The following is a 25,354-nucleotide window of genomic DNA, read 5'->3' as shown; positions in this document are numbered from 1 at the left end:
TGGAAGGGACGTTGTCTTATTCCACCGCCTCGACCACGCCTTGATCTTCACCCAGAAACCCACCGCTCTGGTGTTGCCACAAGCGCGCATAGGTGCCGTTCTTTTCGAGCAGCTCGGCGTGGGTGCCCTGTTCGATGATGCGACCATCATCCATGACGATGAGTCGGTCCATGGCTGCGATTGTCGACAGCCGATGGGCGATGGCGATGACAGTTTTGCCTTGCATCATTTCGTCGAGGCTCTCCTGAATGGCCACCTCGACTTCGGAGTCCAACGCGCTGGTGGCTTCGTCCAGCAACAGAATCGGGGCGTTTTTGAGCATCACCCGGGCAATGGCAATGCGTTGGCGTTGGCCGCCCGACAGTTTGATACCGCGTTCGCCGACCAGGGTGTCATAACCGGTGTGGCCTTGCCGGTCGCTCAACTGCATGATGAACGCATCGGCCTGGGCATCGGCAGCGGCGCGCTGGATCTGCTCGTCGGTTGCGTCGGGGCGGCCATAAGCGATGTTGTCGCGGATGGAGCGATGCAGCAGCGAGGTGTCCTGCGTGACCATGCCGATCACGCTGCGCAGGCTGTCTTGTGTGACGTGGGCGATGTTCTGGCCATCGATGCGAATCTCGCCGCTGTTCACGTCGTAAAAGCGCAGCAGCAGATTGATCAGCGTGGATTTGCCCGCGCCTGAGCGCCCCACCAGACCGACCTTTTCACCGGGTTTGATGTGCAGGCTCAAATCGTCGAGAACCTGGCGTTCACCGCCGTAATTGAAACTCACCTGATCGAACGTCACCGCGCCGCCGGTGGTCGTCAACACACCCGCGTTCGGGGCGTCCTGGACTTTGGGGCTGCGGGTCAGGGTTTCGATGCCGTCTTGCACAGTGCCGATGTTTTCGAACAGCGAGGTCATCTGCCACATGATCCAGTGCGACATGCCGTTGATGCGCAACGCCATGGCGGTCACCGCAGCGACGGCTCCTGTGCCGATATCGCCCTGGTGCCACAGCCACAACGCATAGCCGCCCGCGCCCATGATCAGCGCGACCACCAGGGCCTGATTGACGATTTCGAACTGACTGACCAGGCGCATCTGGCGAAAACCGGTCTGTTTGAAGTCTTCCATCGCCGCTCGCGCGAAGTGCGCTTCACGCTTGGAGTGGGAGAACAGTTTCACTGTCGTGATGTTGGTGTAGGCGTCTGAGACACGCCCGGTCATCGACGAGCGCGCGTTGGCCTGCTCTTGACCAACTTTTCCCAGACGTGGGACGAAGTACGCCATCGCCAGCCCGAACAGCACGATCCAGCCCATGAACGGGAGCATCAGTTTCGCCGCGAAACCGCCGGCCAGCGCAATGATCGCGATGAAATACACACCGATGCCGGGGGCGATTTCGATGATCGTGAACAGCACCTCGCGCACGGCCAGCGCGGTTTGCATCACCTTGGTCGTGACACGGCCCGAGAACTCGTCGGAGAAGAACGACAGGCTCTGTCTCAGCATCAGGCGATGGAAGTCCCAGCGTAGCCGCAGCGGCAGGTTGATCGCCAGAATCTGGTGCTGAGCCATGGTGCGCAGCGCAACCAGCGCGATGCTGGTCAGCAATACGATGCCGATTCCCCACAGTACGCGGCTCTCCTGTATGGCCGCTTCGCCGCCGGTTTGCCAGGTCGAGAGCAGATCCACCACCTGCCCGAGAAACGAAAACAGCCAGGCTTCGTAAATCGACACAGCGGCGCTGAGCAGTGCCAGCGCGAGGATGTAGCGACGCGCGCCCCGGGTGCAGGCCCACAAGAAGCGGGCCAAGCCCTCAGGTGGGGGCGGCACCTCGTCAGGCGGGAAGGGGTCGAGCCATCGTTCAAAAGCGCGAAGCATGCGGGTCTCCATGAAAATCAGATTGCAGCGATTCTGCCATCGAACGATTGGGCCTTACATCTTCTTGCGCGTTCCCGTGACGCGTATGCACTTGCTCCTGCTTTGCTTTTGCTCTTCATGCACAAATGGCTCAGACGCCGCCGACTGCGACTTGCGTGCAGCCTGCACCCAAGTCGCGTTCGATGGTGTCTGGGCTATTGCGGATCAATAGCGCGAGCGAGAGCGAATGCGCTTTTCATTCGTCGAGCTGTGCGACAGCGATGGTTTGAGGGTCGTTTCCCGTCGCCCGGTTTTCCTTTCTGTCGCTCAACCAGCCATTGATCTGGTTGGCGAACTCCGGTGGCGCCTTACGGCCTGTGCGGCGTGCAAGATCGAGAATGGTCTGCTGTTCCAGCGCCTCTTCCATCCGCTTTTGTGCCGTCATCATCGCCGCGTTGATCCCGCACACACCCGACGTCGCCCATTCAGGGGCGCAGCCATCGAACACCGCGCAGCGACCGCGGATATCACGACAATCGAAAATCAGCTTGTGGCCGTCGATGGCCGTTACGATGTCCAGCAGGGTGATTTCGTCCGAAGGCTTGCCCAGCTTGAAACCGCCGCGCACTCCTTCTGTGGCCATCACCAGTTTCGCCTTCGCCAGTTTGGTGAACACCTTGGCCAGATACTCCTGAGGCACACCCTGCAATTCGGCCAGATCGCGCACGCTTGCCTCACGGCTGTCGCCACGTTCGTCCACCAGGTACAGCAGGCAGTGAATGCCGTATTCGACGCCCGCGCTGTAAAGCGACATCTCAATCTCCGACTGAACTGATCGTGCAAAAGCTAACAATTTGCCGGAGGTCTCGCAAGGAATCCGTGTGGTTTGGCGATCGCTGGCGAGCAGAAAGCAGTGTGTTTCAGGTGAGGCGACAGTCGGTTTTAACGATTAATTGTTTGATTTTTATGTGAAAAGAAACCGTCTCTGACATCGAGAAATGTTGGGTGCTGAAAAAATCACTTGCTGAACATAACTACGACAAATAAAGTCGTAGTTGTTTTGAGGTGACACGTAACTCCGACTGCGAAGGGCGGACGTCGGGTGTCGCTGCTCACTCACCCTGAACACAAGCGATTTCTTCTTTGGAGCACACAATGAAAAAGCAGATCCTGATTGTTGGCGCAGGCTTCGGCGGGATGTGGAGCGCACTGAGCGCGACGCGTTTGCTGGACATGCATGGCCGTAACGATGTGCAAGTAACCGTTCTGGCCCCTGAGGCCGTACTCGGCGTGCGCCCGCGTTACTACGAGCAGGAAGTGCATCAGATGCAGTCGCCGCTCGGGCCGTTGTTCGATGCCGTGGGCGTGACGTTCATTCAGGGCATGGCTAATACCATTGATGCAGCGGGTAAAACCGTGACGTACACCGACGCTCACGGCGCCAATGTCGTGATCAACTACGACAAACTGGTTCTGGCCACAGGCAGCCGCGTGGTGCGTCCTGCTTCTGTGCCGGGTGTCGAGCATGCTTTCGATGTGGACTTGATGGCTGAAGCGACCCGTCTGGATCAGCACATCAAGGCGTTGGCTCAGCAACCTGACTCAGCCATGCGCAATACGGTGGTCGTCGCGGGTGGCGGGTTCACCGGCATTGAGACGGCGACCGAGATGCCTGCTCGTCTGCGCGCCGCGTTGGGCGCCGATGCCAACATCCGCGTGGTCATTGTGGATCGCGGCGAAAAGGTGGGCGCGGCGCTGGGCGAAAACATCAGTCCATCGATCATCGATGCCACCGAAACGCTGGGTGTGGAGTGGGTGGTCAATGCATCGGTGGCGGCAGTGGACACCCATGGCGTGACTCTGGCGGACGGTCGACGCATCGATGCCAAAACAGTGGTCTGGACCGTCGGCGTGCGGGCCAGTTCGCTGACCGAGCAGGTTCCGGGCGTGCGCGACGCTTATGGCCGCCTGCATGTAGATCGCAACCTGAAAGTCATCGGCCAGGACGATATCTTCGCCACGGGCGATACCGCGTATGCGGCGACTGACGATGTGGGCAACTTCGCGTTGATGACCTGTCAGCACGCGATTGCGCTGGGGCGTTCGGCGGGCAATAACGTCGCAGCCGACTTGCTGGGCGAGGCGCCGATTCCTTATAGCCAGGTCAAGTACGTTACCTGCCTGGACCTTGGCGCGTGGGGCGCGGTGTACACCGAAGGCTGGGACCGGCAGGTGAAGTTGATCAAGGAGGAGGCCAAGCAATTGAAACAGCAGATCAACTCGGTGTGGATCTATCCTCCGGTGGCAGAGCGTGAGGCCGCGTTGGCGGCAGCGGATCCGATGATTCCCGTCGTTGCGTAACGCTGTTCAAGGGGCTTGATTTCCGATACTGCCCCTTATGCATGCCCTGCGGGCGACTCGATGTTGTCTGGTCAACCGCATTCGCCACCAAGGCGGCTCCCACAGGTTCGGCACCCTCTCTGTGGGAGCCGCCTTGGTGGCGAAAAAGCTGTCCAGTCACCATCGAATCCCCACAGTGATTGCGTCGAATCCAAATAGTGTATTCAACGCTGAAACTGTGAGAGCCGAGGGACACTAACGATTCATATCCAGAATCATGCAGGTGGTGGTTCCCGTCGCAAACAGTCGGCCATCGGCGTCATAGATTTTTCCTTCCGCCAACGCGGTCGAACGCCCGAGGTGCACCACGGTGCCTTCGGCGCGGATCGGCCCGCTTTTGTCGGTCAGGGCACGGATGTAACTGATGCGCAGGTCCAGCGTGGTGTAGCCTTGGCCTTTTTTCAGTTGCGTATGAATCGAGCAGCCCATGCAGGAGTCCAGCAGGGTCGCGGCGTACCCGCCGTGCACGATGCCCAGCGGGTTGTAGTGCTGCGGGCCGGGCGTGCCTTGAAACAGGAAACGGCCTGGCGTCCATTCGATGGGCACGAAATCCATCAGCTCGCCAATCGGCGGATGAGGGTATACGCCACTGCCGATACCATCGAAAAACTCCTGCGGCGTGAGCTGCGCGACATCCATCAGGCTCATGCTGCCTGCCTTGCCCAGACGGGCACGCATTTCCTGTTCTTGCGCCTGCCAGAGTGCCAGGGTTTCTTCGCGAGAGGTGCTTTGCATGGGCGTGGGCTCCGGGAAAGACACCCGACGAACTGCCAGGTGCTAGAAAATTACGCTCATAATCCCGTGCATTCATGACGCTCGCAATATCATAAATGTCCACCCAATGGCTAAAGCGCTCAGTCAGGCGTGTCCATCCTTTTTCACAAAGTGCTTGTGCATGTCTGCGGTGAGGGCTTCGACCCGTTCTGTCAGCACTTTGGTCATTTCCGTCAAGCGCGTGTTCTGCTCCAGCAGTTCGAGCATTTGCGCCGTATTCTGCGCGGCGCGGGCCATGCGTTCTTCATTGGCGACAGCCAGGGCTTCACGGTGTTGAGCATCAGCATCGGCGCTGGCTTTGTCCCGCGCGGCCTGACGGGTCTGGGCGAGCAGAATCAGTGGCGCGGCGTAGGCCGATTGCAGGCTGAAGGCGAGGTTGAGCAGGATGAAGGGGTAGACGTCGAACGTCACCAGCCCTGTGAGGTTGGCGCCCACCCAGAGCAACACCACCAGCGTTTGAGCGCCGAGGAAGGTGGGGGTACCGAAGAATCGCGCGAATGCCTCGGCCTTGAGCGCGAAGGCATCGTTGCCGAACGTGGGCGCCAGATGCGCATGGGCCTTGTGAAAGCGCAGGTGATCGACACTGGCGTGGGAGGCAGTGTCGCGAGCGGCGGAGTCAGGTGTTGCAGCGGGCATGGGAATTTCCTGAAGGCAAAAAACATCTGCCCACTATAGGCCCGTGCCCGGAGGCTTTGTACTCGGCAGGAGGATCACTCCTGCGGGTGAGGGTACAGCGGCTTGGAACGGTGCATGATGTTGGCGTAGTCATACACGTATTGGCGGCCGGCGTGGCTGGTCATGCGCAGGCAGTCGATCAGTTGTCGCTCTTTCTTGTTCAGGTATCTCAAACCTTGGCGGTCACGGGATTTGAGGCGATCACGTTCATGGGCGTCAGGGAAGGTGATGACGTTCGTCATGAAATATCTCCTTGATAAAATCCTTGTGCCCGGCTCCATATCCGGGGACACCTTTGTCATGCGACTGCGCACCTTACCCACAATGACTTGCGGGCTTCAACCCTGAAATTGTTTAACGGATCACAGCACGTGCGTGATCTCGAACGATTGCTGAGCGCCGTTGACCACAATCTGCACCTCATCCCCGTCGAGTTTGCTCAACAGGTTCTGCCCCAGCGGTGCGCGAGCGGTGATGACCGTGATCAGCCTGTCATCGACTTGAACCTTCAGCCCTGCGGCGTCCGGCCCGAGAAACAGCCACTGTTCGTTGCCGCTGGCGGATTCGAGCACGATCAGATCACCGGGCTGGATACCCCGATCTTCATCGAAAGGCCTGAGCGTCAGGTGCTGATACAACGCCAGCGCCTGACGGATCTCCTCCACGCGACGTGCCTGACCGGCGGCCAGGTACGAGGCCTCCAGGCCCAGTGTGTCGTATTTGTTCTCGGCGATGTTTTCTTCGTGGGTCGCTGTTTCGTACGCAGTCTGGGCGGCGCGAATGGCGACGTCCAGATCGATTTGCAGCCGTTCGATGATCCGTTGCAGGACCTGTTGCTTATTCATGGATGGCGCGTGTCTCGTCAAGGCAATCAGCCGCAGAACTGATAAATCGCTGCGCGGCTTTTCTCGCTGGGGGCCGTCTGGTTCTGTTGCATCCAGAACTGGCATTTGGGGCCGTTGAAGCTGCGTGCGCGCTCGGCCTGTTCCGCTTCCTGGGCTTGGCGGGCTTCGCTGTCGCGCAGGATCTGCCGGTACTGATCAAACATTGGGTTGTCGCTTTCAGGCCTGGCTTTGGCCGCAGGCGTGGTCAATTGTGTTGCGGCGTTTGTCAGCGCCTGCGTCTGCTCGGCGGGCAGTACCTTGTAGATCAACCAGCCCGTGAGCAGCACGGCCAGAAATCCCAGCCAGATGCCTGCGGCAATCGACAGCACCAGTTTGACCGGGCGAAGGGTGACGGACAATTCGCGATGGTTGACGTACATGGCAGACTCCCTACTTGCAGTGGACGTAGCGCGGATTGTCGCACGACCGGGCTGGCGATTCTGCGCCGTTATGAAGGACAATTCGCATTTTTGAACATCCTCAAGGAGCCGGGATGAAAGCCTCTTGGGATATTTTCTGCACCGTCGTGGATAACTTCGGTGATGTGGGCGTGACATTGCGCCTGGCGCGGCAACTGGTGGCCGAGCACGACATGAGCGTGCGGTTGTGGATCGATGATCTGACGGCGTTCGCCCGTTTGTGTCCGGGGGCCGATGCTCAGGCGGCACAACAGTGGCGCGAGGGCATCGACGTGCGTTTCTGGGCCAAGGATTGGCAACCCGTGGAACCTGCGGATGTGGTGATCGAAGCCTTTGGCTGCCACTTGCCGCCGACGCAGATCGACGCCATGAAAGCGCGCGATCCCAAACCGTTGTGGCTGAATCTCGATTATCTGAGTGCCGAAGAGTGGGTCACCGGTTGCCATGGTTTGCCATCCTTGCAATCGAGCGGCATTCAAAAGTTCTTCTTTTTTCCGGGTTTTCGTCCCACGACCGGTGGGCTTTTGCGGGAGGCCGGTCTGATCGAACGGCGTCACGCCTTCGAACAGAACCCTGCTGCGCAACAGGCGTTTCTGGCTGATCTGGGGGTGTATCCACAGTCGCAAGCGCGCCTGATGTCGTTATTCGCCTATGAGCACGCGGGACTGGGGTCGTGGCTGGAGCGGCTGGCCGCGGACGCCCAGACCACCCATTTGCTGGTACCTGAAGGGCGCATCCTTGGTGATGTCGAGCGATGGCTGGGTGTCGAGGGCTTGAGAGCGGGCGCGCTGCAGGTGCGCGACAGCCTGACGATTCAAGTGCTGCCGTTCGTGCGTCAGGAAGATTATGACCGGTTGTTGTGGTGCTGCGCCTTTAACGTGGTACGCGGCGAAGACTCCTTCGTGCGGGCGCAATGGGCGGGGCGACCGATGATCTGGCACATTTACGAGCAGGACGACGATGCCCATTGGGCCAAGCTCGACGCTTTCCTGGAGCTGTACCGAGCGGGCCTCTCCGATGCGGCAGGGCAGGCGCTGACTCAGATGTGGCGTAACTGGAACGCCGCAGAAGACATGACACATAGCTGGGACGCGCTGGAAAAACACCGCAGTGAACTGGCCAATCACGCCGAACGTTGGTGTCTGGAACGGGCCTTGCAGGATGATCTGACGACTGCGCTAGTACACTTTTACCGAAATTGGCTATGATACGCGGCCTTGTAGTAAGCCCTGTACGAAAAGTGGCTTTTCGTACAGGGCTTAGAAAGAACTTCAATCCAAATTCGGATACTCGCAATGAAAACTGGTAAAGAGCTTAAACCCGGTACCGTACTGCGTATCGACAACGATCCTTGGCTGGTTCAGAAAGCTGAATTCACCAAGTCGGGTCGTAACAGCGCGATCATGAAGACCAAGCTGAAAAACCTGCTGACCGGCTACAAGACTGAAACCGTCTACTTCGCCGACGACAAGCTGGACGACGTGATCCTGGACCGTAAAGAAGCCACCCTGTCTTTCATCAGCGGTGACTCCTACACGTTCATGGACACCACCGACTACACCATGTACGAGCTGAACGCTGAAGACATCGAAGCTGTTCTGCCGTTCATCGAAGAAGGCATGCAGGACGTCTGCGAAGCCGTTTTCTTCGAAGGCCGTCTGGTTTCCGTAGAACTGCCGACCACCATCAGCCGTCAAGTGACCTACACCGAGAACTCGGCCCGTGGCGACACTTCCGGTAAAGTCATGAAGCCAGCCAAACTGGCCAACGGCACTGAAATCCAGGTCGCTGACTTCATCGAAATCGACGAGTGGATCGATATCGACACCCGTGACAGCTCCTTCAAGGGCCGCACCAAGAAGTAATATGCGCTAACCCCGCATGCAAAAAAGCCCGACCATTGAGTCGGGCTTTTTTGTGGGTGATGGTTTTGCGTTGGAAAGATGAACCCCTGTAGCCGCCCGGCCGGACTGTTACAGGGGGAGATGTCGTATTACTTCAGATGCTCTTTCAACTCTTGGGAAGCCTGCAACATCGCAGACCGCACTTCCGGCACCTGGCTAACCACGTTCAGCAAACCGTAGTCGTGAATCATGCCGTTGTAGCGCACCGCAGTGACTGGCACACCGGCCTGGTCCAGCTTGCGAGCGTAGGCTTCGCCTTCATCACGCAGTACGTCGGCTCCGGCGGTTTGTACCAGCGCTGGCGGCAGACCTTTCAACTGATCCGTGGTGGCGCGCAGCGGTGAGGCGTAGATCTCGGCGCGTTGTTTCGGATCGGTGGTGTAGTTGTCCCAGAACCACTTCATCATATTGCGGGTGAGAAAGTGACCCTCGGCAAACTGGTCGTAGGAACCTGTGTCGAAGTTGGCGTCAGTCACCGGCCACAGCAGCACTTGATAACGAATCGCCGGCGTGCCCTTGTCTTTGGCCATCAGGCTGACGACCGCCGCCATGTTGCCACCCACACTGTTGCCGGCCACGGCCAGACGTTTGCCGTCGACGTTGATTTCCTTGCCGTGCTCGGCCACCCATTTGGTCGCGGCATAGGCCTGGTTGATTGCGGTCGGGTAGTGCGCTTCAGGCGAAGGGGTGTAGTTGACGAACACCGCCACCGCACCGGAACCCGCTACCAGATCGCGAACCAGACGCTCGTGGGTCGGGAAGTCGCCCAGTACCCAGCCGCCACCGTGGAAGAACATGAACACAGGCAATGTGCCCTTGACGCCTGCCGGACGCACAATGGTCAGGCTGATGTTCTGGCCATCGACCGAGATGGTCTTCTGGCTGACATCGGCTTTGGGCAGGGTCAGTTTGACCCCGGCCTGAGCGCCGGTCAGAACAGCGCGTGCGTCCTTGGGCGACAGTTGCTCGATCGGCTTGCCAGTGCCCGAATTCAAGGCATCGAGAAACGCCTGGGTGTTGTGCTCGACGCCGGTATCGCCTGCTGCAAAGGCATTGCCGATCGACAGCGCGAGGAGCGAGCCCGCCAGAATTTTGCCGAATGTGTTCATGTTCTTTCTCCTTCCGGTCGGGTGGGTTAGACGGTCACGTGCAGGCGAACGTCAACGTTGCCGCGAGTGGCGTTGGAGTAAGGGCAGACCTGGTGAGCGGCGTCGACCAGCGCTTGAGCGTCGGCTTGATCCAGACCTGGCAGGTTGATGTTCAGGTCGATGTCCAGACCGAAACCGCCAGGGATCTGGCCGATGCCGACATGGGCCGTGATCGAGGCGTCGGCAGGGATGCTGCGTTTGCTCTGACCCGCAACGAATTTCAGTGCACCGATGAAGCACGCCGAGTAGCCAGCAGCGAACAGTTGCTCAGGGTTGGTGGCTTCACCACCGGCGCCGCCCAGTTCTTTTGGCGTGGCCAGTTTCACGTCGAGAATCTTGTCGCTGGAAACAGCACGGCCATCACGGCCACCGGTTGCGGTTGCGACTGCGGTATAGAGCGCTTTCATGGTAATTCCTCACTTGATGATGTTGGCCTGAAGCCTGTTGTGCTTTGCGCTAAAGTTTTGTGCGCTAAGCAAGTGAGATGAAATGTAGTGCGATAATGTTTTGCGTGCAAGATAAATTTTCGAGATTTTTCTGAAGGAAATCGTTTTTTTGTTTAACTGATTGATTTTTAAGTGAATATTTTTTTAAAAAAATCGAAATGCTCGGCTTTCCAGCGATGAATAGCTGAAGAAAAAAACGAAAAAGGCCAGCACGAATGGCTGGCCTTGGGAGGAGGGGAGGTAGCGGGTCAGAGACTGCTGTGCAGGTTTGCGCGCAGCCCCAGTAGATCTTTTTGCAACGCCTGAAGTTGTTCCATGTTGATCCCGCTGGCCGCCAGGATGCATTGCGGAATCCGGCGAGCCTTTTCGTGCAGCGCCTTGCCTTGGTCGGTCAAGGTCAGCAGGACAACACGTTCATCTTCCTTGCTGCGGGTACGGCTGATCAGGCCTTCGCTTTCCAGTCGTTTGAGCAAAGGTGTCAGGGAACCTGGATCGGTCAGCAATCGCGTACTGACTTCTCCTACTGTCAGTCCATCCTGTTCCCACAGCACCAGCATCGCCAGATATTGTGGGTAGGTCAGATTCAGTTCCTGAAGCAACGGCTTGTAGACCTTGGTCATCATCAGGGAAGTGGAGTACAGGGCAAAACACAGCTGGTTGTCCAGCAGCAGATCTTCGCAACTGCCAGCGCCCGCCGTGGTGCAGCTTGGGTCGGCGTTCATCGAAAGCGTCCTCGGTGGATCGATAATGGTGACTAATTTAGCGTGGCGATCTTTAATGCACAAAGTAATTTCGGTAATCGGCCTTGCGACACTTATCTATCACCGTTGTGCGACAGTCTTCTCTGCACGATTCGTGAATCGATATTTCACGAATCGTGCACGTCAATGGCCGTCTGCCGATTTCGCCGATCGATTTGACTGCGTAGCATGCGCGCAGATTCATATAGAGGACCGAGCGTGATTGTCGATGTTGTGATGTACCTGCTGTTGGGCGCCGCCATGGGCACATTGGGTGGCCTGTTCGGAATTGGTGGCGGATTGGTGGCGATCCCGGCATTGGGTGTGCTGTTCGGTCTGGATCAGCAACTGGCGCAAGGCACCGCGCTGCTGATGGTACTGCCGAACGTGCTGCTGGCGCTGTGGCGTTATAACCAGCGCAACCGAATTTCGGTGCGCAATGCGTTGATGTTGATCGTGCCGAGCTTCTTCGTGTCCTGGCTGACGTCGCTGTGGGCGGTGCGAGTCGATGCCCAGAGTATGCGCATCGGCTTCGTGGGCTTCCTGATCGTCCTGACGGCCTTCAACCTGATCCAGATGTACTGGCGCAAGGGCAACGCCGGGACCGAGCTGCGTCACCGTAATTGGCTGTGGGCGCTGGGCGTGGGTTCTGGCGTGACGGCAGGCTTGTTCGGCGTTGGTGGCGGAGTGATTGCCACGCCGATCCTGACCGGCGTATTTGGCGCCACCCAAGTGGTGGCCCAAGGTCTGGCGCTGGCACTGGCAGCTCCGGCCACGACCATCACGTTCTTCACCTATGCGCTGCACAGTCATGTGAACTGGTTGATGGGAATTCCGTTGGCGATCGGCGGCCTGGCCAGCATCAGTTGGGGCGTTGCGTTGGCCCACAGCCTTCCGGAACGCCTGCTGCGCTCGCTGTTCTGCGTGTTTCTGGTGATCTGCGCGATCATGCTGTGCTTCAGGATCTGACGCTTACAGTTTGAACCCCTCGGCAATGTGATCGGCCAGGCATTCAGTGATCGGCGAAGGATTGCTTGGGTTGCGCAGGAGCACGATACTCGCCGAGGGCAGTTGCGGAAGTCCTTCCGCCTCGCCAAGCACTCGCAGGTCCGAGGTGATGAGGCTTTCCAACTGGGCCGTCACTGCCAGACCTGCGCTGACCACTGCCATGATGGCGGACAAGCTGGCGCTGGTGTAGGCGATGCGGTACTCGCGGCCCGAGGCGTCGAGTGCATTGCTTGCCCACAATCGGCAGAAGCAATCGCTGTTGAACATCGCCAGCGGCATCGGCGTTTGTTCATGCGGATAGAAGCCTGCCGCCTCGGCCCAGACAAACCGTTCCTGACGCAGAATCTGGCCGATCTCCTTGCCCGGTTCGCGGGTCACGATGCTCAAATCCAGATCCTGCCGTTGCAGCAACTGTGCCGACGATTCGCAATGCACTTCCACCTGAATCAACGGGTAGGCCTGCGCGAAGCGCGACAAAATGCCGGGCAGAAAGCGCATGACGTAATCATCCGGTGTGCCGATCTTCACCGTGCCGACCATGTGCGGCTCGCGCAGGGTATTGAACACCTCGCTGTGCAGTTTGAGGATGCGCCGCGCATAACCCAGCAGCACCTGCCCCTCCGCCGTCAGGTTCAGCACGCGGCCGTCTTTCTGAAACAACGGGCGCTGCACCACGTCATCTTCCAGCCGCTTCATCTGCATGCTGACCGCCGATTGCGTGCGGTTCACGACCTCACCCGCTTTGGTGAACCCGCCTTGATCGGCGATGGCGACAAAGGTGCGCAGCAGTTCGCTGTCGATGCTGGGGTAGGTGGCCATGGATCAATCTCCCAGATGCAGTGCATCAGAAACATTCGTTGGATTGATCTTAATCTCGGCGCAACAATCTGCCCATCCCCACTTGGAGGGCAAGACGATGAAAGGTCAAAAAGGTTACGTACTGGTTCTGAAAACCCTGTCCCATGATTCAGCAATTGAGCGCGCCTGGCATGCCGCCATTGGCCAAATTGCCCGCTGGCGCAAGTTGCATCGTGAACGTGTGCAACTGGCCAGTTTGAGCGACGCCGCGTTGAAAGACATGGGCTTGTCGCGAGCGGATGTCATGGAAGAGTCCGAGCGGCCGTTCTGGGATGATCCAATGAAGCATTAATAGGCCCCATGGATTCGTCGGAACGCCGCCTTGGGGCGGGCGGCGTTCCGACGAATGCAGTTGACCAGACAACATAGAATCGCCCACAAGCATGCGCACGGCCTACTGCTACACAGACGCGGCGCAGTCAGGTAGTTTTGTGGACCGACCAGGAGGTCTCGCATGCCCGCAGAACTGCCGACGCAACAGCAACTGTCCATCAAGCAAGCGCGTCGTGTGGCGCTGGCGGCCCAAGGTTTCAGTGGCCGCCAACCTGCCGCGACGATTACGTCTCGCCACGTTACCCAGTTGATCGAACGCCTTGGTGTGGTGCAGATCGATTCGGTCAACGCTTTGGTGCGGTCGCACTACCTGCCGCTGTTTTCGCGCTTGGGCAACTACCCGCAGAAGCTGCTGGACCAGGCCGCCTGGAGTCAGGGGCGGCAGCGCAAACTCTTCGAATATTGGGGCCACGAAGCGTCGTTGCTGCCGGTGGCGCTGTACCCGCTGATGCGCTGGCGCATGAAGCGTGCTGCTCAAGGCGAAGGCATCTACCAACAAATGGCCAAGTTCGGTCGGGAACGGCAATCCACCATTGCAAACGTGCTGCAAGCGGTGCGCGATCAGGGGGCGTTGGGGGCAGGGAGCCTCAACACCCGCCAGGAGCGCGCAGGTCCGTGGTGGGACTGGAGCGATGAAAAGCACGCGCTGGAATGGCTATTCGCCGCGGGCGAAGTGACGGTCGCGGGGCGGCGTGGCTTTGAGCGGCTGTATGACCTTCCGGAGCGGGTGCTGCCGTCTGCGATCATCGATCACCCCGAACTGAGCGAAGCCGAGGCCCAGCGCGGCTTGTTGCTGCGTGCCGTCGGTGCGCTGGGTGTTGCCGTCGAGAAAGATATTCGCGATTACTTCCGTCAGGACCCGGTCCCGGCCAAAACCGGGATCGCCGAGTTACTGGAAGAGGGCGCTATTGAGCGGGTTCAGGTGCAAGGCTGGAAACAGCCCGCTTATGTGCTGCCGGAACTCAAGATCCCGCGAAAAATGGCGGCCAGTGCGCTGCTTTCACCCTTTGATTCCCTGATCTGGGAACGGGCACGCACCGAGCGTTTGTTCGATTTTCATTATCGACTGGAGATTTACACCCCTGCCCACAAGCGAGTGTATGGCTACTACGTACTGCCTTTTTTGCATCACGAACGGATCGCGGCGCGTGTTGACCTGCGTGCCGAGCGAGCGGCGGGACGGCTGGCCGTGCATGCCGTTCATGAAGAGGAGCCGGGGCTGGACGACGAAGGGATGCAGGCGTTGGCGCAGCACCTCAGAACTCTGGCCGATTGGCTGGGGTTGCCGGAGGTGTTGATCAACTGCCAGCGGGCCAGTGGTGCCCGGTTGCGGGCTCAAATGCATTCTCTGTAGGAGTGACCTTGCTCGCGATGGCGGTGCTTCAATCATAAAAATGAACCTGATACACCGCTATCGCGAGCAAGCTCACTCCTACAGAGGGCTGCGCAGACTTATCGACGCACCTGCTTCAACGTCTCGGCAATCAAAAATGCCAGTTCCAGCGACTGATCAGCGTTCATCCGTGGATCACAATGCGTGTGGTAACGGTCCGACAAACCATCTTCAGTAATTGGACGTGCGCCGCCGATGCATTCGGTGACGTTCTGCCCGGTCATTTCGATGTGGATGCCACCGGCATACGTGCCTTCGGCCTGATGCACCTGGAAGAACTGCTTTACCTCGCCCAGAATCTGCGCGAAGTCACGGGTCTTGTAGCCGCTGCTGGCTTTGATCGTGTTGCCGTGCATGGGGTCGGAACTCCACAGCACTTTCTTGCCTTCACGCTCCACGGCGCGAATCAGCCCTGGCAAATGGTCGCCAACCTTGTTCGCGCCCATGCGGGCGATCAGGTTCAGGCGGCCGGGGTCATTGTCCGGGTTGAGAATGTCAATCAGGCGGATCAGGTCATCGGTGTTCATGCTTGGGCCGACTTTCACGCCAATCGGGTTCTTCACCCCGCGCAGAAATTCCACGTGGGCGCCGTCCAGTTGGCGGGTGCGGTCGCCAATCCACAGCATGTGCGCCGAGCAGTCATAGAAGTCGTTGGTCAAGCTGTCGCGACGCACGAAGGCTTCTTCGTAATTCAGCAGCAAGGCTTCGTGGGCCGTGAAGAAACTGGTTTCGCGCAACTGCGGTGAGGTGTCCATACCGCAGGCGCGCATGAAGGCCAAGGTCTCGTCGATGCGGTCGGCGAGCTGGCTGTACTTGTCCGACAGCGCCGAGCCTGCGATGAAGTCCAGATTCCACTGGTGCACCTGATGCAAATCAGCGAAACCACCCTGCGCGAAGGCACGCAGCAGGTTCAGGGTGGCGGTGGACTGGTGATAGGCCTGTAACAAGCGATCCGGATCGGGCACGCGGCTCTTCTCGTCGAAACCGATGCCGTTGACGATATCGCCACGGTAGGCGGGCAATGTCACACCATCCACGGTTTCGTCGTTGGCTGAGCGCGGCTTGGCGAACTGACCGGCCATACGCCCGACCTTGACCACCGGGCACCCGGCCGCGAAGGTCATGACGATCGCCATCTGCAGCAGCACTTTAAAGGTGTCGCGGATTTTCGCGGCGGAGAACTCGAAGAAGCTTTCGGCGCAGTCGCCCCCTTGCAGCAGGAACGCGCGCCCCTCTGTCACCTCGGCAAACTGTCGGCGCAGTTCGCGGGCTTCTCCGGCGAACACCAGCGGCGGGTAGCTGGCCAGCGTCTGCTCCACGCGCAGCACGTGCTCGGCATCGGGGTACTGGGGTTGTTGCTGGATTGGCAAGGTCCGCCAGCTATCGGGGCTCCACAGGTGGCTCATCTTCTTCTCGAAATCAAAGCAAGGGGACGGCCATGGTAGCAGCCGCCCCGATAATTTGCGTGACCTGCGGGGGGCGCATGGCTGACAATCCGCGCTTTCCACACACTGGGTGCCTGGCTGCCAGCGCTCGCAGGGTGTCCATCACTTGTAGCAAGAGAGCCGTAATGACCGAGCAGCGTGTAGAGCGCGTACTGGCCGAAGTTCACGACGACTTCGGCATGATTCGCGTGCTGGAAGTCGAGGACTATCGCTTTCTGGAGTTCGGCGATGCCATCGAGCAGAGCTGCACCTTCACCTCTGACCCAAGCTGGCTGGAGTACGACTACACCCGCGCGATGCTGATCGGCGCGTTGTGCCATGACGCGCCGGAAAGTGCGTTGTTCATGGGGTTGGGCGCGGGAACACTGACCCAGGCGTGCTTGCGCTTTTTGCCACTGGAGGACGTCGAAGCCATCGAGCTGCGCCCGGATGTACCGCGTCTGGCCATGGAATACATGGGCCTGACCGATGACCCCCGTCTTTATATAAGAGTGGGGGACGCCCTTGAGCTGTTGCCCTCGGCTGAAACCGCCGACCTGATCTTCGTCGACCTGTACACCGACACCGGCCCTGCGGCGGGTCATCTGGCATGGGGTTTTCTGGAGAAATGCCAGCAACACCTCAATCCCGGTGGCTGGCTGATCATCAACCAGTGGGCCTCTGATGACGGCAAGCCTTTGGGTGCGGCGCTATTGCGCGGGCTTTACCACCGGCATTACTGGGAGCTGCCGGTCAAGGAAGGCAACGTGATCCTTATCGTGCCGTCCGATCTGGACCAGACGCTGGACATCGACGCGCTGACTGCCCGCGCCGAAGCCCTTGCCCCTCAGCTCGGCTATTCGCTGCTGCCGCTGATCAAGACCCTGCGTGCAGCGACCTGAAAACGCTCAATGGCCTGTGAACTGGCCCGGCCTGCGTTCGATCAAGGCGCGCAGGCCTTCTTTGGCGTCTTCACTGGACATCACCTCCCGAATGTGCGGCAACAGTTGTCTGGCCGCTTGTTCCTCGCCCTCTCGCACCGCCAGACGCGCTGACGCCAAGGTGGCCCGAACGCCCAGTGGCGCACGTTCGGCAATGCGACCGGCCAACTGCAACGCACGAGCCAGCAAATCCTCCTGCACCAGGACCTCTTGCACCAGTCCCATGCTCAGTGCTTCGTGAGCGTCGAACTCATCGCCGGTCAATAGCCAGCGCATCGCGTTTCCCCATCCGGCGATCTGATGCATGCGCAGCGTTGCGCCGCCAAACGCGAACAGACCGCACTGGACTTCAATCTGCGAAAAGCGCGCATTGCTCGCGCACAGATTGATGTCGGCGGCCAGCATCAACTCAATTCCCAGTGTCAGGCAGTAGCCTTGGGCGGCGACGATGACCGGTTTGCTGACCCGCGGGCCTGCGAAAACGCCCCACGGGTCGTAACCGCCATCCGGCAAATGCCAACCATTGATCAACGTGGGGCCGGTCTCCGCCAGATCCAGCCCGCCGGTAAAATGCTCGCCGTGGGCGAACACCACGGCGACCCGCGCCTGTTCACAGCGTTCGAATTCGCCGTAGGCCAGACTCAGTTCATTGAGCATGTGCATGTCGAAGGCGTTGCGCTTGGCCACGCGGTCCAGCCCGATGAGCATGATGGCGCCGCGCTGTTCCCGGGTGACGTGGCCTTTGATCGAAGAGGTCATGTCCAGAATCCTGCTGCTGAGTAGGAGAGGAGGGTGGGCTGCCTGACTGATGAGGTGAAACGTTTAAGCCCCCGCCGCCAGTAATACCGGGCCTTGAAAAAATAGACACTGGCACAGGTTTGCGCAAAGCCTGTGACCGTTGGCCGCAAGGACTTGGTTGTGTGAAAAAAATGCTCCTTTTTTTTGGCAATTCCGGTATAGTGCGCGCCGGTCTTTCATAGGGCCGTCGTCATGGCGTGTGTTTGCGAGGCACTCTCCGCAAGCCGGTTCCCCCACGAACTATCCTTGACGATCCATTCATCAATACGTTTTCGCAAATCCCCGCCGACAAAGCAGCCAGGGTGACCTTCGGGTCTTACACGGCACGCGCAGCTTTGAAGCATGGGTCTTTGCGGATGCACTCAGAGGCAGACCCATGACCCAGGAAACCGGCGGCTTCGCCGCTCTTGACCTTAATCCGAATATTGTTGCTGCCGTCATCGCGACCGGCTACGAAGAGCCGTCGGCGATTCAGCAACAATCGATCCCGATCATCCTCGCCGGTCACGACATGATCGGTCAGGCGCAGACAGGTACCGGTAAAACCGCAGCCTTCGCACTGCCTATCCTGAACCGCATCGACCCAAGCAAACGCGAGCCGCAAGCGCTGATCCTCGCGCCGACCCGCGAACTGGCCCTGCAAGTGGCCACCGCTTTCGAAACCTATGCCAAGCAGATGCCAAGCGTAAATGTCGTGGCCGTCTACGGCGGTGCGCCGATGGGCCCACAACTGAAAGCCATCCGCAATGGCGCGCAAATCGTTGTCGCCACGCCGGGCCGCCTGTGCGACCACCTGCGTCGCGACGAAAAAGTCCTCGCCACCGTGAACCATCTGGTGCTGGACGAAGCTGACGAAATGCTCAAGCTGGGCTTCATGGATGACCTGGAAGTCATCTTCAACGCCATGCCTGAAAGCCGTCAGACCGTACTGTTCTCGGCCACGCTGCCGCAGTCGATCCGTGCGATCGCCGAGCGTCACCTGAAAGACCCGAAACACGTCAAGATCCAGAGCAAGACCCAGACCGTCACCGCGATCGAGCAGGCTCACCTGCTGGTTCATGCTGACCAGAAGACCTCGGCTGTCCTGAGCCTGCTGGAAGTCGAAGATTTCGACGCCCTGATCATGTTCGTACGCACCAAGCAGGCCACTCTGGACCTGGCCAGCGCTCTGGAAGCCAAAGGCTACAAGGCCGCTGCGCTGAACGGCGACATCGCCCAGAACCAGCGTGAGCGCGTGATCGACTCGCTGAAAGACGGCCGTCTGGACATCGTCGTCGCCACCGACGTCGCGGCCCGTGGTCTGGACGTTCCGCGCATCACTCACGTGTTCAACGTCGACATGCCGTACGATCCGGAGTCGTACGTTCACCGTATCGGCCGTACCGGCCGCGCCGGTCGCGAAGGCCGTGCGCTGCTGCTGGTCACGCCACGTGAGCGCCGCATGCTGCAAGTGATCGAGCGTGTGACCGGTCAGCGGGTAGCTGAGGTTCGCCTGCCCGATTCGCAAGCTGTTCTGGATGCCCGCATCAAGAAACTGACCAACAGCCTCGCGCCGCTGGTTGCCGACGCCGAAGCCACCCATGGTGACCTGCTCGACCGTCTGACTGCTGACATCGGCTGCAGCCCGCGTGCCCTGGCCGCTGCGCTGCTGCGCAAGGCGACCAACGGTCAAGCGCTGAACCTGGCGGCCATCGAGAAAGAGCGTCCACTGGTGCCGAACAGTGCGCCACGTGGTGATCGTCCGTCGGGCGACCGTCCTGACCGTGGCGACCGCGAGCGTCGCGCGCCGATGCCGCTGGCTGAAGGCCGTGCCCGTTGCCGTACTGCGCTGGGCGCGCGTGACGGTATCGCCGCGAAGAACCTGCTGGGCGCCATCCTCAATGAAGGTGGCCTGGCTCGCGAAGCCATCGGTCGCATCCAGGTGCGCGACAGCTTCAGCCTGGTCGAGCTGCCAGAGGAAGGTCTGGAGCGCCTGCTGGCCAAGCTGAAAGACACCCGCGTTGCAGGCAAACAGCTGAAGCTGCGTCGCTACCGCGAAGACTGATTGGCGTTGAGCTGATCGTCTGAACAAAAAAATCCCCGGCTGGTCCGGGGATTTTTTTGCGTCGCAGAATGCGTATATGCAGGAGCATTACCCAAACCGGTAAATATCCATCCCCAACGCGCCCATGGTGAAGCCTTGGTGCGCGATGCTGAACTCACCGCCCGCACCCCGCGCGAAATACAGCGGCAGCAGATGCTCGTCGGTCGGATGATTGCGCACGGCATTCGGAGCCTGCCGACGATAATCGTGCAAGGCCACTTCATCGTTGGCCGCCAGTTTCTCCACCATCCAGTCACGAAACACCAGCGCCCAAGGCTCGACGCTTTCTGGCCCTGCGTGCCAATCCAGCTCGCGCAAATTATGGGTGATGCTGCCTGAGCCGATCACCAGCACTTCTTCTTCACGCAACGGGCTCAATGCCTCGCCGACGCGGGTCTGTAATTCAGGCCCCATGCGCGACGGCAATGACACCTGCACGATTGGCACGTCCGCTTTCGGGTACATCAGCGACAGCGGCACCCAGACCCCATGGTCGAACGGGCGGCGGGAATCCATGTGCGCCGGGAGGCCGGCCGCAGCCAGCAGCTCCATGACCCGGTGTGTCGTGGCCAACTGCCCGGATGCCGGGTATTGCACGGCGAAGAGCTCCGCGGGGAAGCCGCCGAAGTCGTGCCAGGTTTCCGGTTGCGGATTGCCATTGACCCGCAAATCGTTGCTTTCCCAATGCGCTGACACGATCACCACCGCCTTGGGCCGTGGCAGTTCAGCGGCCAGACGCGCCAGTGCCGGGCCACTTTCACCGGGTTCCAGAGCGAGCATGGGGGAGCCATGAGAAATGAACAGGCTGGGGAACATGTCGAACGTCCTGAGCGTATAAGATAGTGGCCATGATCAGGCAGATCATTGATCTAAATCTAATATAAGTTTTAGTGCCGTTTGATCGAAATATCAGGAGCATTTATGGAGCCGCAGTTTTGGCATGAGCGCTGGGCGATCAATCAGATAGGTTTCAATCAATCGGAGGTGAATCCGTATCTTGTGAAGCTCTGGCCAGAGCTGACGGTTCAGCCGGGTGAGCGTGTTTTCGTGCCTCTCTGCGGGAAGACGATCGACATCCACTGGCTTCTGGATCAAGGCCATTACGTCGTCGGCGCCGAGTTGTCCGAAACCGCCGTCGCTGCGTGGTTCAGCGAAGCGGGTTTGACTCCCAGGGTCGAGGAGCACGCAGATTTCAAACTGTACCGCTACGGAGCGTGTGAGATCTGGTGCGGCGATTTCTTTGCGCTCAAACCGGAAAACATCGGCGAATGCACAGCGTTTTACGACCGCGCCGCGATGATCGCGCTGCCCGCAAGCATGCGCTGGCAGTACGTTCAACAGTTGAATCGACTCATGGGAGAGGATTCCTGCGGCCTGCTGATCACATTGGATTACGACCAATCTCGGATCGACGGGCCTCCCTTCGCTGTGGATGGCGACGAGGTGCAGCAACTGCTGTCGCCAGAGTGGCGAGTGAAGCAGGTGGGAGAGTGGGACGTGCTGGAAAAGAGCGCCAAGTTCAAGCAGGCGGGAGTGACGCAGTTGATGGAATACGCCTACCGGATGTTTCGCCGATAGTAACTGTTTGTCTCTGTAGCCGTCCGGAGTTGGAGCGGTTTATCTTGGCAAAAGAAAAGGGCGACCCGAAGTCGCCCTTTCTCATTACAGCACTGCGAATCAACCGCGACGGCGCAGGGCCTCGATACGGTCTTCCAGCGGCGGGTGGCTCATGAACAGGCCTGCGAGGCCGTGTTTCAGGCCGCCATTGATGCCGAAAGCGGTCAGGCTATCAGGCATTTGCACCGGAACACCCTGTTCCGAACGCAGGCGCTGCAACGCGCTGATCATCGCGCCAGTACCGGCCAGGCGAGCACCGGCGTCGTCGGCGCGGTATTCGCGTTTGCGCGAGAACCACATGACGATGGCGCTGGCCAGGAAGCCCAGCACGATTTCGGCGAAGATGGTCGCGATATAGAACGCCATGCCCCGGCCTTCTTCGTTCTTGAAGATCACCTTGTCAACGAAGTTGCCGATGATGCGCGCGAAGAACATCACGAAGGTGTTCACCACGCCCTGAACCAACGCCAGCGTCACCATGTCGCCGTTGGCCACGTGGCCGATTTCGTGGGCCAGTACCGCTTTCACTTCTTCAGGCGAGAAGCGCTCCAGCAGACCCTGGCTTACGGCGACCAGTGCGTCGTTCTTGTTCCAGCCGGTAGCGAAGGCATTCGCTTCGTAGGCCGGGAAAATCCCGACTTCCGGCATTTTGATGCCCGCCTCGCGGGACAGTTGTTCCACGGTTTGCAGCAGCCATTGTTCGTGGCGGGTGCGGGGTTGGGTGATGATCTCGGTTCCGGTGCTCATCTTGGCCATCCACTTGGAGATGAACAGCGAGAACAGCGAACCGGCGAAACCAAACACGGCGCAGAAGATCAGCAGCTGATTGAGGTTCAGATCAACCCCGTTGGCCGCCATGAAACCATTGAAGCCAAAAAGGCTCAGGGTGATGCTGGCAATCAGCACGACCGCAAGGTTAGTGGCCAAAAACAGCAAGATGCGCATCATGATCTGGAATTTCTCCTCGTGAAGAATGTGTAACGCGTTGCGGGGTATATAAGGTGATGTCGGAGGCTATTCAACCGGGCGACTATTTCAAACTGTGTCGTTTTGCGTCGCCAAGGCAATTATGGACCATGGACGAGAGGGCGGGGGTAGAGCGTTCAAGCAATACTGATCGTTCCCACGCTCCGCGTGGTAACGCCGCACAGGACGCTCCGCGTCCCCTGCAGGGTGGCGCGGAGCGTCACGGGATGCGTGCCCATGCAGAGCGTGGGCACGATCAGCAGCACTACTGCTTGTAGGTTTTCAGGAAATTGCCGATCCGGCCAATCGCCGCTTCCAGATCATCCACGCGTGGCAAGGTCACCACGCGGAAGTGGTCCGGCCAAGGCCAGTTGAACGCGGTGCCCTGAACGATCAGCAGTTTCTCGGACAGCAGCAGATCCAGCGCGAACTTCTCGTCGTTGTGGATCGGACAGACTTTCGGGTCGATCCGCGGGAAGGCATACAGCGCGCCCATCGGCTTGACGCAGCTCACGCCGGGAATGTCATTGAGCAGTTCCCACGTGCGGTTGCGCTGTTCCAGCAAGCGGCCTGGCGGAAGGATCAGATCGTTGATGCTCTGATAGCCACCCAGCGCGGTCTGAATCGCGTGCTGGCTCGGCACGTTGGCGCACAGGCGCATGTTGGCCAGGATATCGATGCCTTCGATGTAGCTCTGGGCGTTGTGTTTCGGGCCGGAGATGGCAATCCAGCCGGAGCGGAAACCCGCTACGCGATAGGATTTCGACAGCCCGTTGAAGGTCAGGCACAGCAGGTCCGGCGCCAGCGAAGCGGTGCAGATGTGCACGGCATCGTCGTACAGGATCTTGTCGTAGATCTCGTCGGAGAACACCACCAGGTTGTGCTGACGAGCGATCTCCAGCATGCCCAGCAGCACTTCTTTCGAATACACGGCGCCGGTCGGGTTGTTCGGGTTGATGATGACCATGGCCTTGGTGTTCGGCGTGATCTTGGCCTTGATATCGTCCAGATCCGGCCACCAGTTGGCCTGCTCGTCGCACAGGTAATGCACCGGGTTGCCGCCGGACAGCGCAACGGCAGCAGTCCACAGCGGGTAGTCCGGCGCAGGCACCAGCACTTCGTCACCGTTGTTCAGCAGCGCCTGCATCGACATTACGATCAGCTCGGACACGCCGTTGCCCAGGTAGATGTCCTCGATACCGACACCTTCGACCTGCTTCTGCTGGTAGTACTGCATCACTGCTTTGCGGGCGCTGAACAGGCCTTTGGAGTCGCTGTAGCCCTGCGCGGTCGGCAGGTTGCGGATCACGTCCTGCAGGATCTCGTCAGGTGCCTCGAAACCAAACGGTGCCGGGTTGCCGATGTTCAGCTTGAGGATGCGATGGCCTTCCTCTTCCAGACGTTTGGCGTGCTTGAGCACGGGCCCGCGAATGTCGTAGCAGACGTTGGCGAGCTTGTTCGATTTGCTGAACTGCATGGTGATTGATCCCAAAGAGAACGATTTGCCGTAAGCAACGAAGGCGAATCTATGAGCACGACGCCATCAAAATGAATTTGTATGCCTTCAAGGCCGGTGACAGACTGGCGTCCGACGAAGGCGCAATCATACGTGCCGCCCGATCCGTGGAAAAGACACAGTTCGGGCTTTTTGAGTTTGGAGGTGTACCCGTGGACAAGCTGGAAAAAACCCTCGAAGAGTGGAAGCAGATGCTCGACCCAGAGCAGTATCAGGTCTGCCGTCTGAAGGCCACCGAACGGCCCTTCACGGGCAAATACAACATGACTAAAACGCCGGGCGTCTACCACTGCGTGTGCTGCGGCGATGCTCTGTTCGACTCCACCACCAAGTTCGATTCCGGCTGCGGCTGGCCCAGCTTTTACGCGCCGATCGAAGGCAGTGCGGTGGTGGAAGTGCGTGATGTCAGCCACGGCATGATTCGCACCGAAGTGGTGTGCGCCAAGTGCGATGCTCACCTGGGTCATGTATTCCCGGACGGCCCGCCACCGACCGGCCTGCGTTACTGCATCAATTCGGTCTGCCTGGACCTGGTGCCCCGCGACGCTTGATGCTGTGATATCACGCTGAGTAATTCGATGGCGCGCCAATCACTGGCGCGCTAGTTTGGCGGTTTGATTCTTTTCGAGGCCTCGCCATGAGCGACAATTTGCTGAACATCCCGGTGCAGACGATCAAGGGCGAGCAGAAAACCCTCGCGGACTATGCGGGCAAGGCCGTTTTGGTGGTGAACACGGCGAGCAAATGCGGGTTCACACCACAATATAAAGGCCTCGAAGAGCTATGGCAGCGTTACAAGGATCAAGGCCTGGTCGTTTTGGGCTTCCCCTGCAATCAGTTTGGCAAGCAGGAACCGGGCAATGAAGGTGCGATCTCGGAATTCTGCGAGTTGAACTACGGGGTGAGTTTTCCGTTGTTCAAGAAGATCGATGTGAACGGCAGCAACGCTCACCCGTTGTTCGTTCAGCTTAAAAAGCAGGCGCCAGGTCTGTTGGGGTCAGAGCGCATCAAGTGGAATTTCACCAAATTCCTGGTCGGCAAGGACGGCAAACTGGTCAAACGCTATGCGCCGTTGACCAAGCCGGAAGAGCTGACCTCGGATATTGAGGCGTTGCTTAAATAATTGAATCGCTGTCGGGTGCTTGATTCTGGCCGGAGGCCGTTGGGGCAAGCCCCAC

Annotated in this window: 27 protein-coding genes; 11 read left to right on the top strand and 16 right to left on the bottom strand. The window is 59.3% G+C overall.

Features of this window, described 5'->3' with window-relative positions; genetic code table 11:
- Positions 1–16: 16 nt before the first annotated feature.
- Positions 17–1,870 (bottom strand): ABC transporter ATP-binding protein, encoded by a 1,854-nt coding sequence (locus ACI5GA_RS08180; protein ID WP_404631650.1) that lies wholly within the window; start codon positions 1,868–1,870, stop codon positions 17–19.
- Positions 1,871–2,105: 235 nt separating this feature from the next.
- Positions 2,106–2,663 (bottom strand): RrF2 family transcriptional regulator, encoded by a 558-nt coding sequence (locus ACI5GA_RS08175; protein ID WP_421422479.1) that lies wholly within the window; start codon positions 2,661–2,663, stop codon positions 2,106–2,108.
- Positions 2,664–3,004: 341 nt separating this feature from the next.
- Here ACI5GA_RS08175 and ACI5GA_RS08170 point away from each other — a divergent pair, with 341 nt between their 5' ends.
- On the top strand, positions 3,005–4,210 hold the full coding sequence (locus ACI5GA_RS08170) for an NAD(P)/FAD-dependent oxidoreductase (RefSeq protein WP_421422477.1): 1,206 nt from the start codon (positions 3,005–3,007) through the stop codon (positions 4,208–4,210).
- 234 nt (positions 4,211–4,444) lie between these two features.
- Here ACI5GA_RS08170 and ACI5GA_RS08165 read toward each other — a convergent pair whose 3' ends face one another.
- From ACI5GA_RS08165 to ACI5GA_RS08145, 5 genes are all read right to left on the bottom strand, one after another.
- On the bottom strand, positions 4,445–4,984 hold the full coding sequence (locus tag ACI5GA_RS08165) for a PaaI family thioesterase (protein WP_421422476.1): 540 nt from the start codon (positions 4,982–4,984) through the stop codon (positions 4,445–4,447).
- A 123-nt stretch (positions 4,985–5,107) separates the two neighbouring features.
- Positions 5,108–5,659 carry a DUF1003 domain-containing protein gene (locus ACI5GA_RS08160; RefSeq protein WP_404631642.1) on the bottom strand — a complete coding sequence of 184 codons (552 nt, stop codon included), beginning with the start codon at positions 5,657–5,659 and terminating at the stop codon, positions 5,108–5,110.
- A 74-nt stretch (positions 5,660–5,733) separates the two neighbouring features.
- Positions 5,734–5,940: a hypothetical protein gene (locus ACI5GA_RS08155; protein WP_404631640.1), complete on the bottom strand. Its 207-nt coding sequence runs from the start codon at positions 5,938–5,940 to the stop codon at positions 5,734–5,736.
- 120 nt (positions 5,941–6,060) lie between these two features.
- Positions 6,061–6,543, bottom strand: a complete 483-nt coding sequence (locus ACI5GA_RS08150) for a GreA/GreB family elongation factor (RefSeq protein ID WP_421422475.1) — start codon at positions 6,541–6,543, stop codon at positions 6,061–6,063.
- Between the two features lie 26 nt (positions 6,544–6,569).
- The gene (locus tag ACI5GA_RS08145; RefSeq protein ID WP_421422473.1) at positions 6,570–6,962 is read right to left on the bottom strand and encodes a hypothetical protein; all 393 of its coding nucleotides are present in this window, start codon (positions 6,960–6,962) and stop codon (positions 6,570–6,572) included.
- 113 nt (positions 6,963–7,075) lie between these two features.
- On the opposite strand from ACI5GA_RS08145, the gene earP reads away from it, so the two are divergent.
- Together earP and efp are read left to right on the top strand one after the other, a co-directional pair.
- The gene (gene earP, locus ACI5GA_RS08140) at positions 7,076–8,209 is read left to right on the top strand and encodes an elongation factor P maturation arginine rhamnosyltransferase EarP (RefSeq protein WP_421422472.1); all 1,134 of its coding nucleotides are present in this window, start codon (positions 7,076–7,078) and stop codon (positions 8,207–8,209) included.
- A gap of 87 nt (positions 8,210–8,296) precedes the next feature.
- Positions 8,297–8,866, top strand: coding sequence for an elongation factor P (gene efp, locus ACI5GA_RS08135; protein ID WP_108237187.1), 570 nt, complete (start codon positions 8,297–8,299; stop codon positions 8,864–8,866).
- A 128-nt stretch (positions 8,867–8,994) separates the two neighbouring features.
- Here efp and ACI5GA_RS08130 read toward each other — a convergent pair whose 3' ends face one another.
- The 3 genes from ACI5GA_RS08130 to ACI5GA_RS08120 form a co-directional block, all read right to left on the bottom strand.
- Positions 8,995–10,014 carry an alpha/beta hydrolase gene (locus ACI5GA_RS08130; protein ID WP_404631630.1) on the bottom strand — a complete coding sequence of 340 codons (1,020 nt, stop codon included), beginning with the start codon at positions 10,012–10,014 and terminating at the stop codon, positions 8,995–8,997.
- A 26-nt stretch (positions 10,015–10,040) separates the two neighbouring features.
- Positions 10,041–10,460 (bottom strand): organic hydroperoxide resistance protein, encoded by a 420-nt coding sequence (locus tag ACI5GA_RS08125; RefSeq protein ID WP_404631628.1) that lies wholly within the window; start codon positions 10,458–10,460, stop codon positions 10,041–10,043.
- A gap of 287 nt (positions 10,461–10,747) precedes the next feature.
- Positions 10,748–11,221, bottom strand: coding sequence for a MarR family winged helix-turn-helix transcriptional regulator (locus tag ACI5GA_RS08120; RefSeq protein WP_404631626.1), 474 nt, complete (start codon positions 11,219–11,221; stop codon positions 10,748–10,750).
- 255 nt (positions 11,222–11,476) lie between these two features.
- On the opposite strand from ACI5GA_RS08120, the gene ACI5GA_RS08115 reads away from it, so the two are divergent.
- Positions 11,477–12,208, top strand: a complete 732-nt coding sequence (locus tag ACI5GA_RS08115) for a sulfite exporter TauE/SafE family protein (protein WP_421425453.1) — start codon at positions 11,477–11,479, stop codon at positions 12,206–12,208.
- A 3-nt stretch (positions 12,209–12,211) separates the two neighbouring features.
- Here ACI5GA_RS08115 and ACI5GA_RS08110 read toward each other — a convergent pair whose 3' ends face one another.
- The gene (locus ACI5GA_RS08110; RefSeq protein ID WP_421422471.1) at positions 12,212–13,066 is read right to left on the bottom strand and encodes a LysR substrate-binding domain-containing protein; all 855 of its coding nucleotides are present in this window, start codon (positions 13,064–13,066) and stop codon (positions 12,212–12,214) included.
- A gap of 97 nt (positions 13,067–13,163) precedes the next feature.
- Between ACI5GA_RS08110 and ACI5GA_RS08105 the strand changes: the two genes are divergently transcribed.
- Positions 13,164–13,397, top strand: coding sequence for a DUF1127 domain-containing protein (locus ACI5GA_RS08105; RefSeq protein WP_421425452.1), 234 nt, complete (start codon positions 13,164–13,166; stop codon positions 13,395–13,397).
- A 162-nt stretch (positions 13,398–13,559) separates the two neighbouring features.
- Positions 13,560–14,792: a winged helix-turn-helix domain-containing protein gene (locus ACI5GA_RS08100; protein WP_421422470.1), complete on the top strand. Its 1,233-nt coding sequence runs from the start codon at positions 13,560–13,562 to the stop codon at positions 14,790–14,792.
- 98 nt (positions 14,793–14,890) lie between these two features.
- Here ACI5GA_RS08100 and ACI5GA_RS08095 read toward each other — a convergent pair whose 3' ends face one another.
- On the bottom strand, positions 14,891–16,237 hold the full coding sequence (locus tag ACI5GA_RS08095) for a class II 3-deoxy-7-phosphoheptulonate synthase (protein WP_421422468.1): 1,347 nt from the start codon (positions 16,235–16,237) through the stop codon (positions 14,891–14,893).
- Positions 16,238–16,401: 164 nt separating this feature from the next.
- Here ACI5GA_RS08095 and ACI5GA_RS08090 point away from each other — a divergent pair, with 164 nt between their 5' ends.
- On the top strand, positions 16,402–17,157 hold the full coding sequence (locus ACI5GA_RS08090; RefSeq protein ID WP_421422467.1) for a spermidine synthase: 756 nt from the start codon (positions 16,402–16,404) through the stop codon (positions 17,155–17,157).
- A gap of 6 nt (positions 17,158–17,163) precedes the next feature.
- Here ACI5GA_RS08090 and ACI5GA_RS08085 read toward each other — a convergent pair whose 3' ends face one another.
- A complete protein-coding gene (locus tag ACI5GA_RS08085; protein ID WP_421422466.1) occupies positions 17,164–17,955 on the bottom strand; it encodes a crotonase/enoyl-CoA hydratase family protein in 792 nt (263 codons plus the stop codon).
- A 415-nt stretch (positions 17,956–18,370) separates the two neighbouring features.
- On the opposite strand from ACI5GA_RS08085, the gene ACI5GA_RS08080 reads away from it, so the two are divergent.
- Positions 18,371–20,038 carry a DEAD/DEAH box helicase gene (locus ACI5GA_RS08080; RefSeq protein WP_421422465.1) on the top strand — a complete coding sequence of 556 codons (1,668 nt, stop codon included), beginning with the start codon at positions 18,371–18,373 and terminating at the stop codon, positions 20,036–20,038.
- 87 nt (positions 20,039–20,125) lie between these two features.
- On the opposite strand, the gene ACI5GA_RS08075 is transcribed toward ACI5GA_RS08080, so the two are convergent.
- Positions 20,126–20,893 carry a DODA-type extradiol aromatic ring-opening family dioxygenase gene (locus ACI5GA_RS08075; RefSeq protein WP_404631612.1) on the bottom strand — a complete coding sequence of 256 codons (768 nt, stop codon included), beginning with the start codon at positions 20,891–20,893 and terminating at the stop codon, positions 20,126–20,128.
- A gap of 105 nt (positions 20,894–20,998) precedes the next feature.
- Here ACI5GA_RS08075 and ACI5GA_RS08070 point away from each other — a divergent pair, with 105 nt between their 5' ends.
- Positions 20,999–21,655 carry a thiopurine S-methyltransferase gene (locus tag ACI5GA_RS08070; protein ID WP_421422463.1) on the top strand — a complete coding sequence of 219 codons (657 nt, stop codon included), beginning with the start codon at positions 20,999–21,001 and terminating at the stop codon, positions 21,653–21,655.
- A 99-nt stretch (positions 21,656–21,754) separates the two neighbouring features.
- On the opposite strand, the gene htpX is transcribed toward ACI5GA_RS08070, so the two are convergent.
- Together htpX and ACI5GA_RS08060 are read right to left on the bottom strand one after the other, a co-directional pair.
- The gene (htpX, locus tag ACI5GA_RS08065) at positions 21,755–22,642 is read right to left on the bottom strand and encodes a protease HtpX (protein WP_404631608.1); all 888 of its coding nucleotides are present in this window, start codon (positions 22,640–22,642) and stop codon (positions 21,755–21,757) included.
- A 283-nt stretch (positions 22,643–22,925) separates the two neighbouring features.
- Complete coding sequence (locus ACI5GA_RS08060) at positions 22,926–24,137, bottom strand: pyridoxal phosphate-dependent aminotransferase (protein WP_404631606.1); 1,212 nt, start codon at positions 24,135–24,137, stop codon at positions 22,926–22,928.
- A gap of 191 nt (positions 24,138–24,328) precedes the next feature.
- Here ACI5GA_RS08060 and msrB point away from each other — a divergent pair, with 191 nt between their 5' ends.
- Together msrB and ACI5GA_RS08050 are read left to right on the top strand one after the other, a co-directional pair.
- The gene (gene msrB, locus ACI5GA_RS08055) at positions 24,329–24,727 is read left to right on the top strand and encodes a peptide-methionine (R)-S-oxide reductase MsrB (RefSeq protein ID WP_404631604.1); all 399 of its coding nucleotides are present in this window, start codon (positions 24,329–24,331) and stop codon (positions 24,725–24,727) included.
- Between the two features lie 86 nt (positions 24,728–24,813).
- A complete protein-coding gene (locus tag ACI5GA_RS08050) occupies positions 24,814–25,299 on the top strand; it encodes a glutathione peroxidase (protein WP_404631602.1) in 486 nt (161 codons plus the stop codon).
- The last annotated feature ends 55 nt before the right edge of the window (positions 25,300–25,354 follow it).

It is taken from the genome of Pseudomonas sp. Pseu.R1 (assembly GCF_045764065.1).
GTDB lineage: Bacteria > Pseudomonadota > Gammaproteobacteria > Pseudomonadales > Pseudomonadaceae > Aquipseudomonas.
Note: the sequence above shows the minus strand (reverse complement) of the source record. Positions and strands in the feature narration are given on the sequence as shown.

Excerpts from the sequence above, each read along its gene's own strand:
- earP (WP_421422472.1), top strand. The coding sequence starts at position 7,076 with ATGAAAGCCTCTTGGGATATTTTCTGCACCGTCGTGGATAACTTCGGT.
- ACI5GA_RS08080 (WP_421422465.1), top strand. The coding sequence starts at position 18,371 with ATGACCCAGGAAACCGGCGGCTTCGCCGCTCTTGACCTTAATCCGAAT.
- efp (WP_108237187.1), top strand. The coding sequence starts at position 8,297 with ATGAAAACTGGTAAAGAGCTTAAACCCGGTACCGTACTGCGTATCGAC.
- htpX (WP_404631608.1), bottom strand. The coding sequence starts at position 22,642 with ATGATGCGCATCTTGCTGTTTTTGGCCACTAACCTTGCGGTCGTGCTG.
- ACI5GA_RS08075 (WP_404631612.1), bottom strand. The coding sequence starts at position 20,893 with ATGTTCCCCAGCCTGTTCATTTCTCATGGCTCCCCCATGCTCGCTCTG.
- ACI5GA_RS08070 (WP_421422463.1), top strand. The coding sequence starts at position 20,999 with ATGGAGCCGCAGTTTTGGCATGAGCGCTGGGCGATCAATCAGATAGGT.
- ACI5GA_RS08160 (WP_404631642.1), bottom strand. The coding sequence starts at position 5,659 with ATGCCCGCTGCAACACCTGACTCCGCCGCTCGCGACACTGCCTCCCAC.
- ACI5GA_RS08165 (WP_421422476.1), bottom strand. The coding sequence starts at position 4,984 with ATGCAAAGCACCTCTCGCGAAGAAACCCTGGCACTCTGGCAGGCGCAA.
- ACI5GA_RS08060 (WP_404631606.1), bottom strand. The coding sequence starts at position 24,137 with ATGCAGTTCAGCAAATCGAACAAGCTCGCCAACGTCTGCTACGACATT.
- ACI5GA_RS08145 (WP_421422473.1), bottom strand. The coding sequence starts at position 6,962 with ATGTACGTCAACCATCGCGAATTGTCCGTCACCCTTCGCCCGGTCAAA.
- ACI5GA_RS08050 (WP_404631602.1), top strand. The coding sequence starts at position 24,814 with ATGAGCGACAATTTGCTGAACATCCCGGTGCAGACGATCAAGGGCGAG.
- ACI5GA_RS08110 (WP_421422471.1), bottom strand. The coding sequence starts at position 13,066 with ATGGCCACCTACCCCAGCATCGACAGCGAACTGCTGCGCACCTTTGTC.
- ACI5GA_RS08085 (WP_421422466.1), bottom strand. The coding sequence starts at position 17,955 with ATGACCTCTTCGATCAAAGGCCACGTCACCCGGGAACAGCGCGGCGCC.
- ACI5GA_RS08115 (WP_421425453.1), top strand. The coding sequence starts at position 11,477 with ATGTACCTGCTGTTGGGCGCCGCCATGGGCACATTGGGTGGCCTGTTC.
- ACI5GA_RS08125 (WP_404631628.1), bottom strand. The coding sequence starts at position 10,460 with ATGAAAGCGCTCTATACCGCAGTCGCAACCGCAACCGGTGGCCGTGAT.
- ACI5GA_RS08180 (WP_404631650.1), bottom strand. The coding sequence starts at position 1,870 with ATGCTTCGCGCTTTTGAACGATGGCTCGACCCCTTCCCGCCTGACGAG.
- ACI5GA_RS08095 (WP_421422468.1), bottom strand. The coding sequence starts at position 16,237 with ATGAGCCACCTGTGGAGCCCCGATAGCTGGCGGACCTTGCCAATCCAG.
- ACI5GA_RS08155 (WP_404631640.1), bottom strand. The coding sequence starts at position 5,940 with ATGACGAACGTCATCACCTTCCCTGACGCCCATGAACGTGATCGCCTC.
- ACI5GA_RS08175 (WP_421422479.1), bottom strand. The coding sequence starts at position 2,663 with ATGTCGCTTTACAGCGCGGGCGTCGAATACGGCATTCACTGCCTGCTG.
- ACI5GA_RS08090 (WP_421422467.1), top strand. The coding sequence starts at position 16,402 with ATGACCGAGCAGCGTGTAGAGCGCGTACTGGCCGAAGTTCACGACGAC.
- ACI5GA_RS08150 (WP_421422475.1), bottom strand. The coding sequence starts at position 6,543 with ATGAATAAGCAACAGGTCCTGCAACGGATCATCGAACGGCTGCAAATC.
- ACI5GA_RS08130 (WP_404631630.1), bottom strand. The coding sequence starts at position 10,014 with ATGAACACATTCGGCAAAATTCTGGCGGGCTCGCTCCTCGCGCTGTCG.
- ACI5GA_RS08170 (WP_421422477.1), top strand. The coding sequence starts at position 3,005 with ATGAAAAAGCAGATCCTGATTGTTGGCGCAGGCTTCGGCGGGATGTGG.
- ACI5GA_RS08105 (WP_421425452.1), top strand. The coding sequence starts at position 13,164 with ATGAAAGGTCAAAAAGGTTACGTACTGGTTCTGAAAACCCTGTCCCAT.
- ACI5GA_RS08100 (WP_421422470.1), top strand. The coding sequence starts at position 13,560 with ATGCCCGCAGAACTGCCGACGCAACAGCAACTGTCCATCAAGCAAGCG.
- ACI5GA_RS08120 (WP_404631626.1), bottom strand. The coding sequence starts at position 11,221 with ATGAACGCCGACCCAAGCTGCACCACGGCGGGCGCTGGCAGTTGCGAA.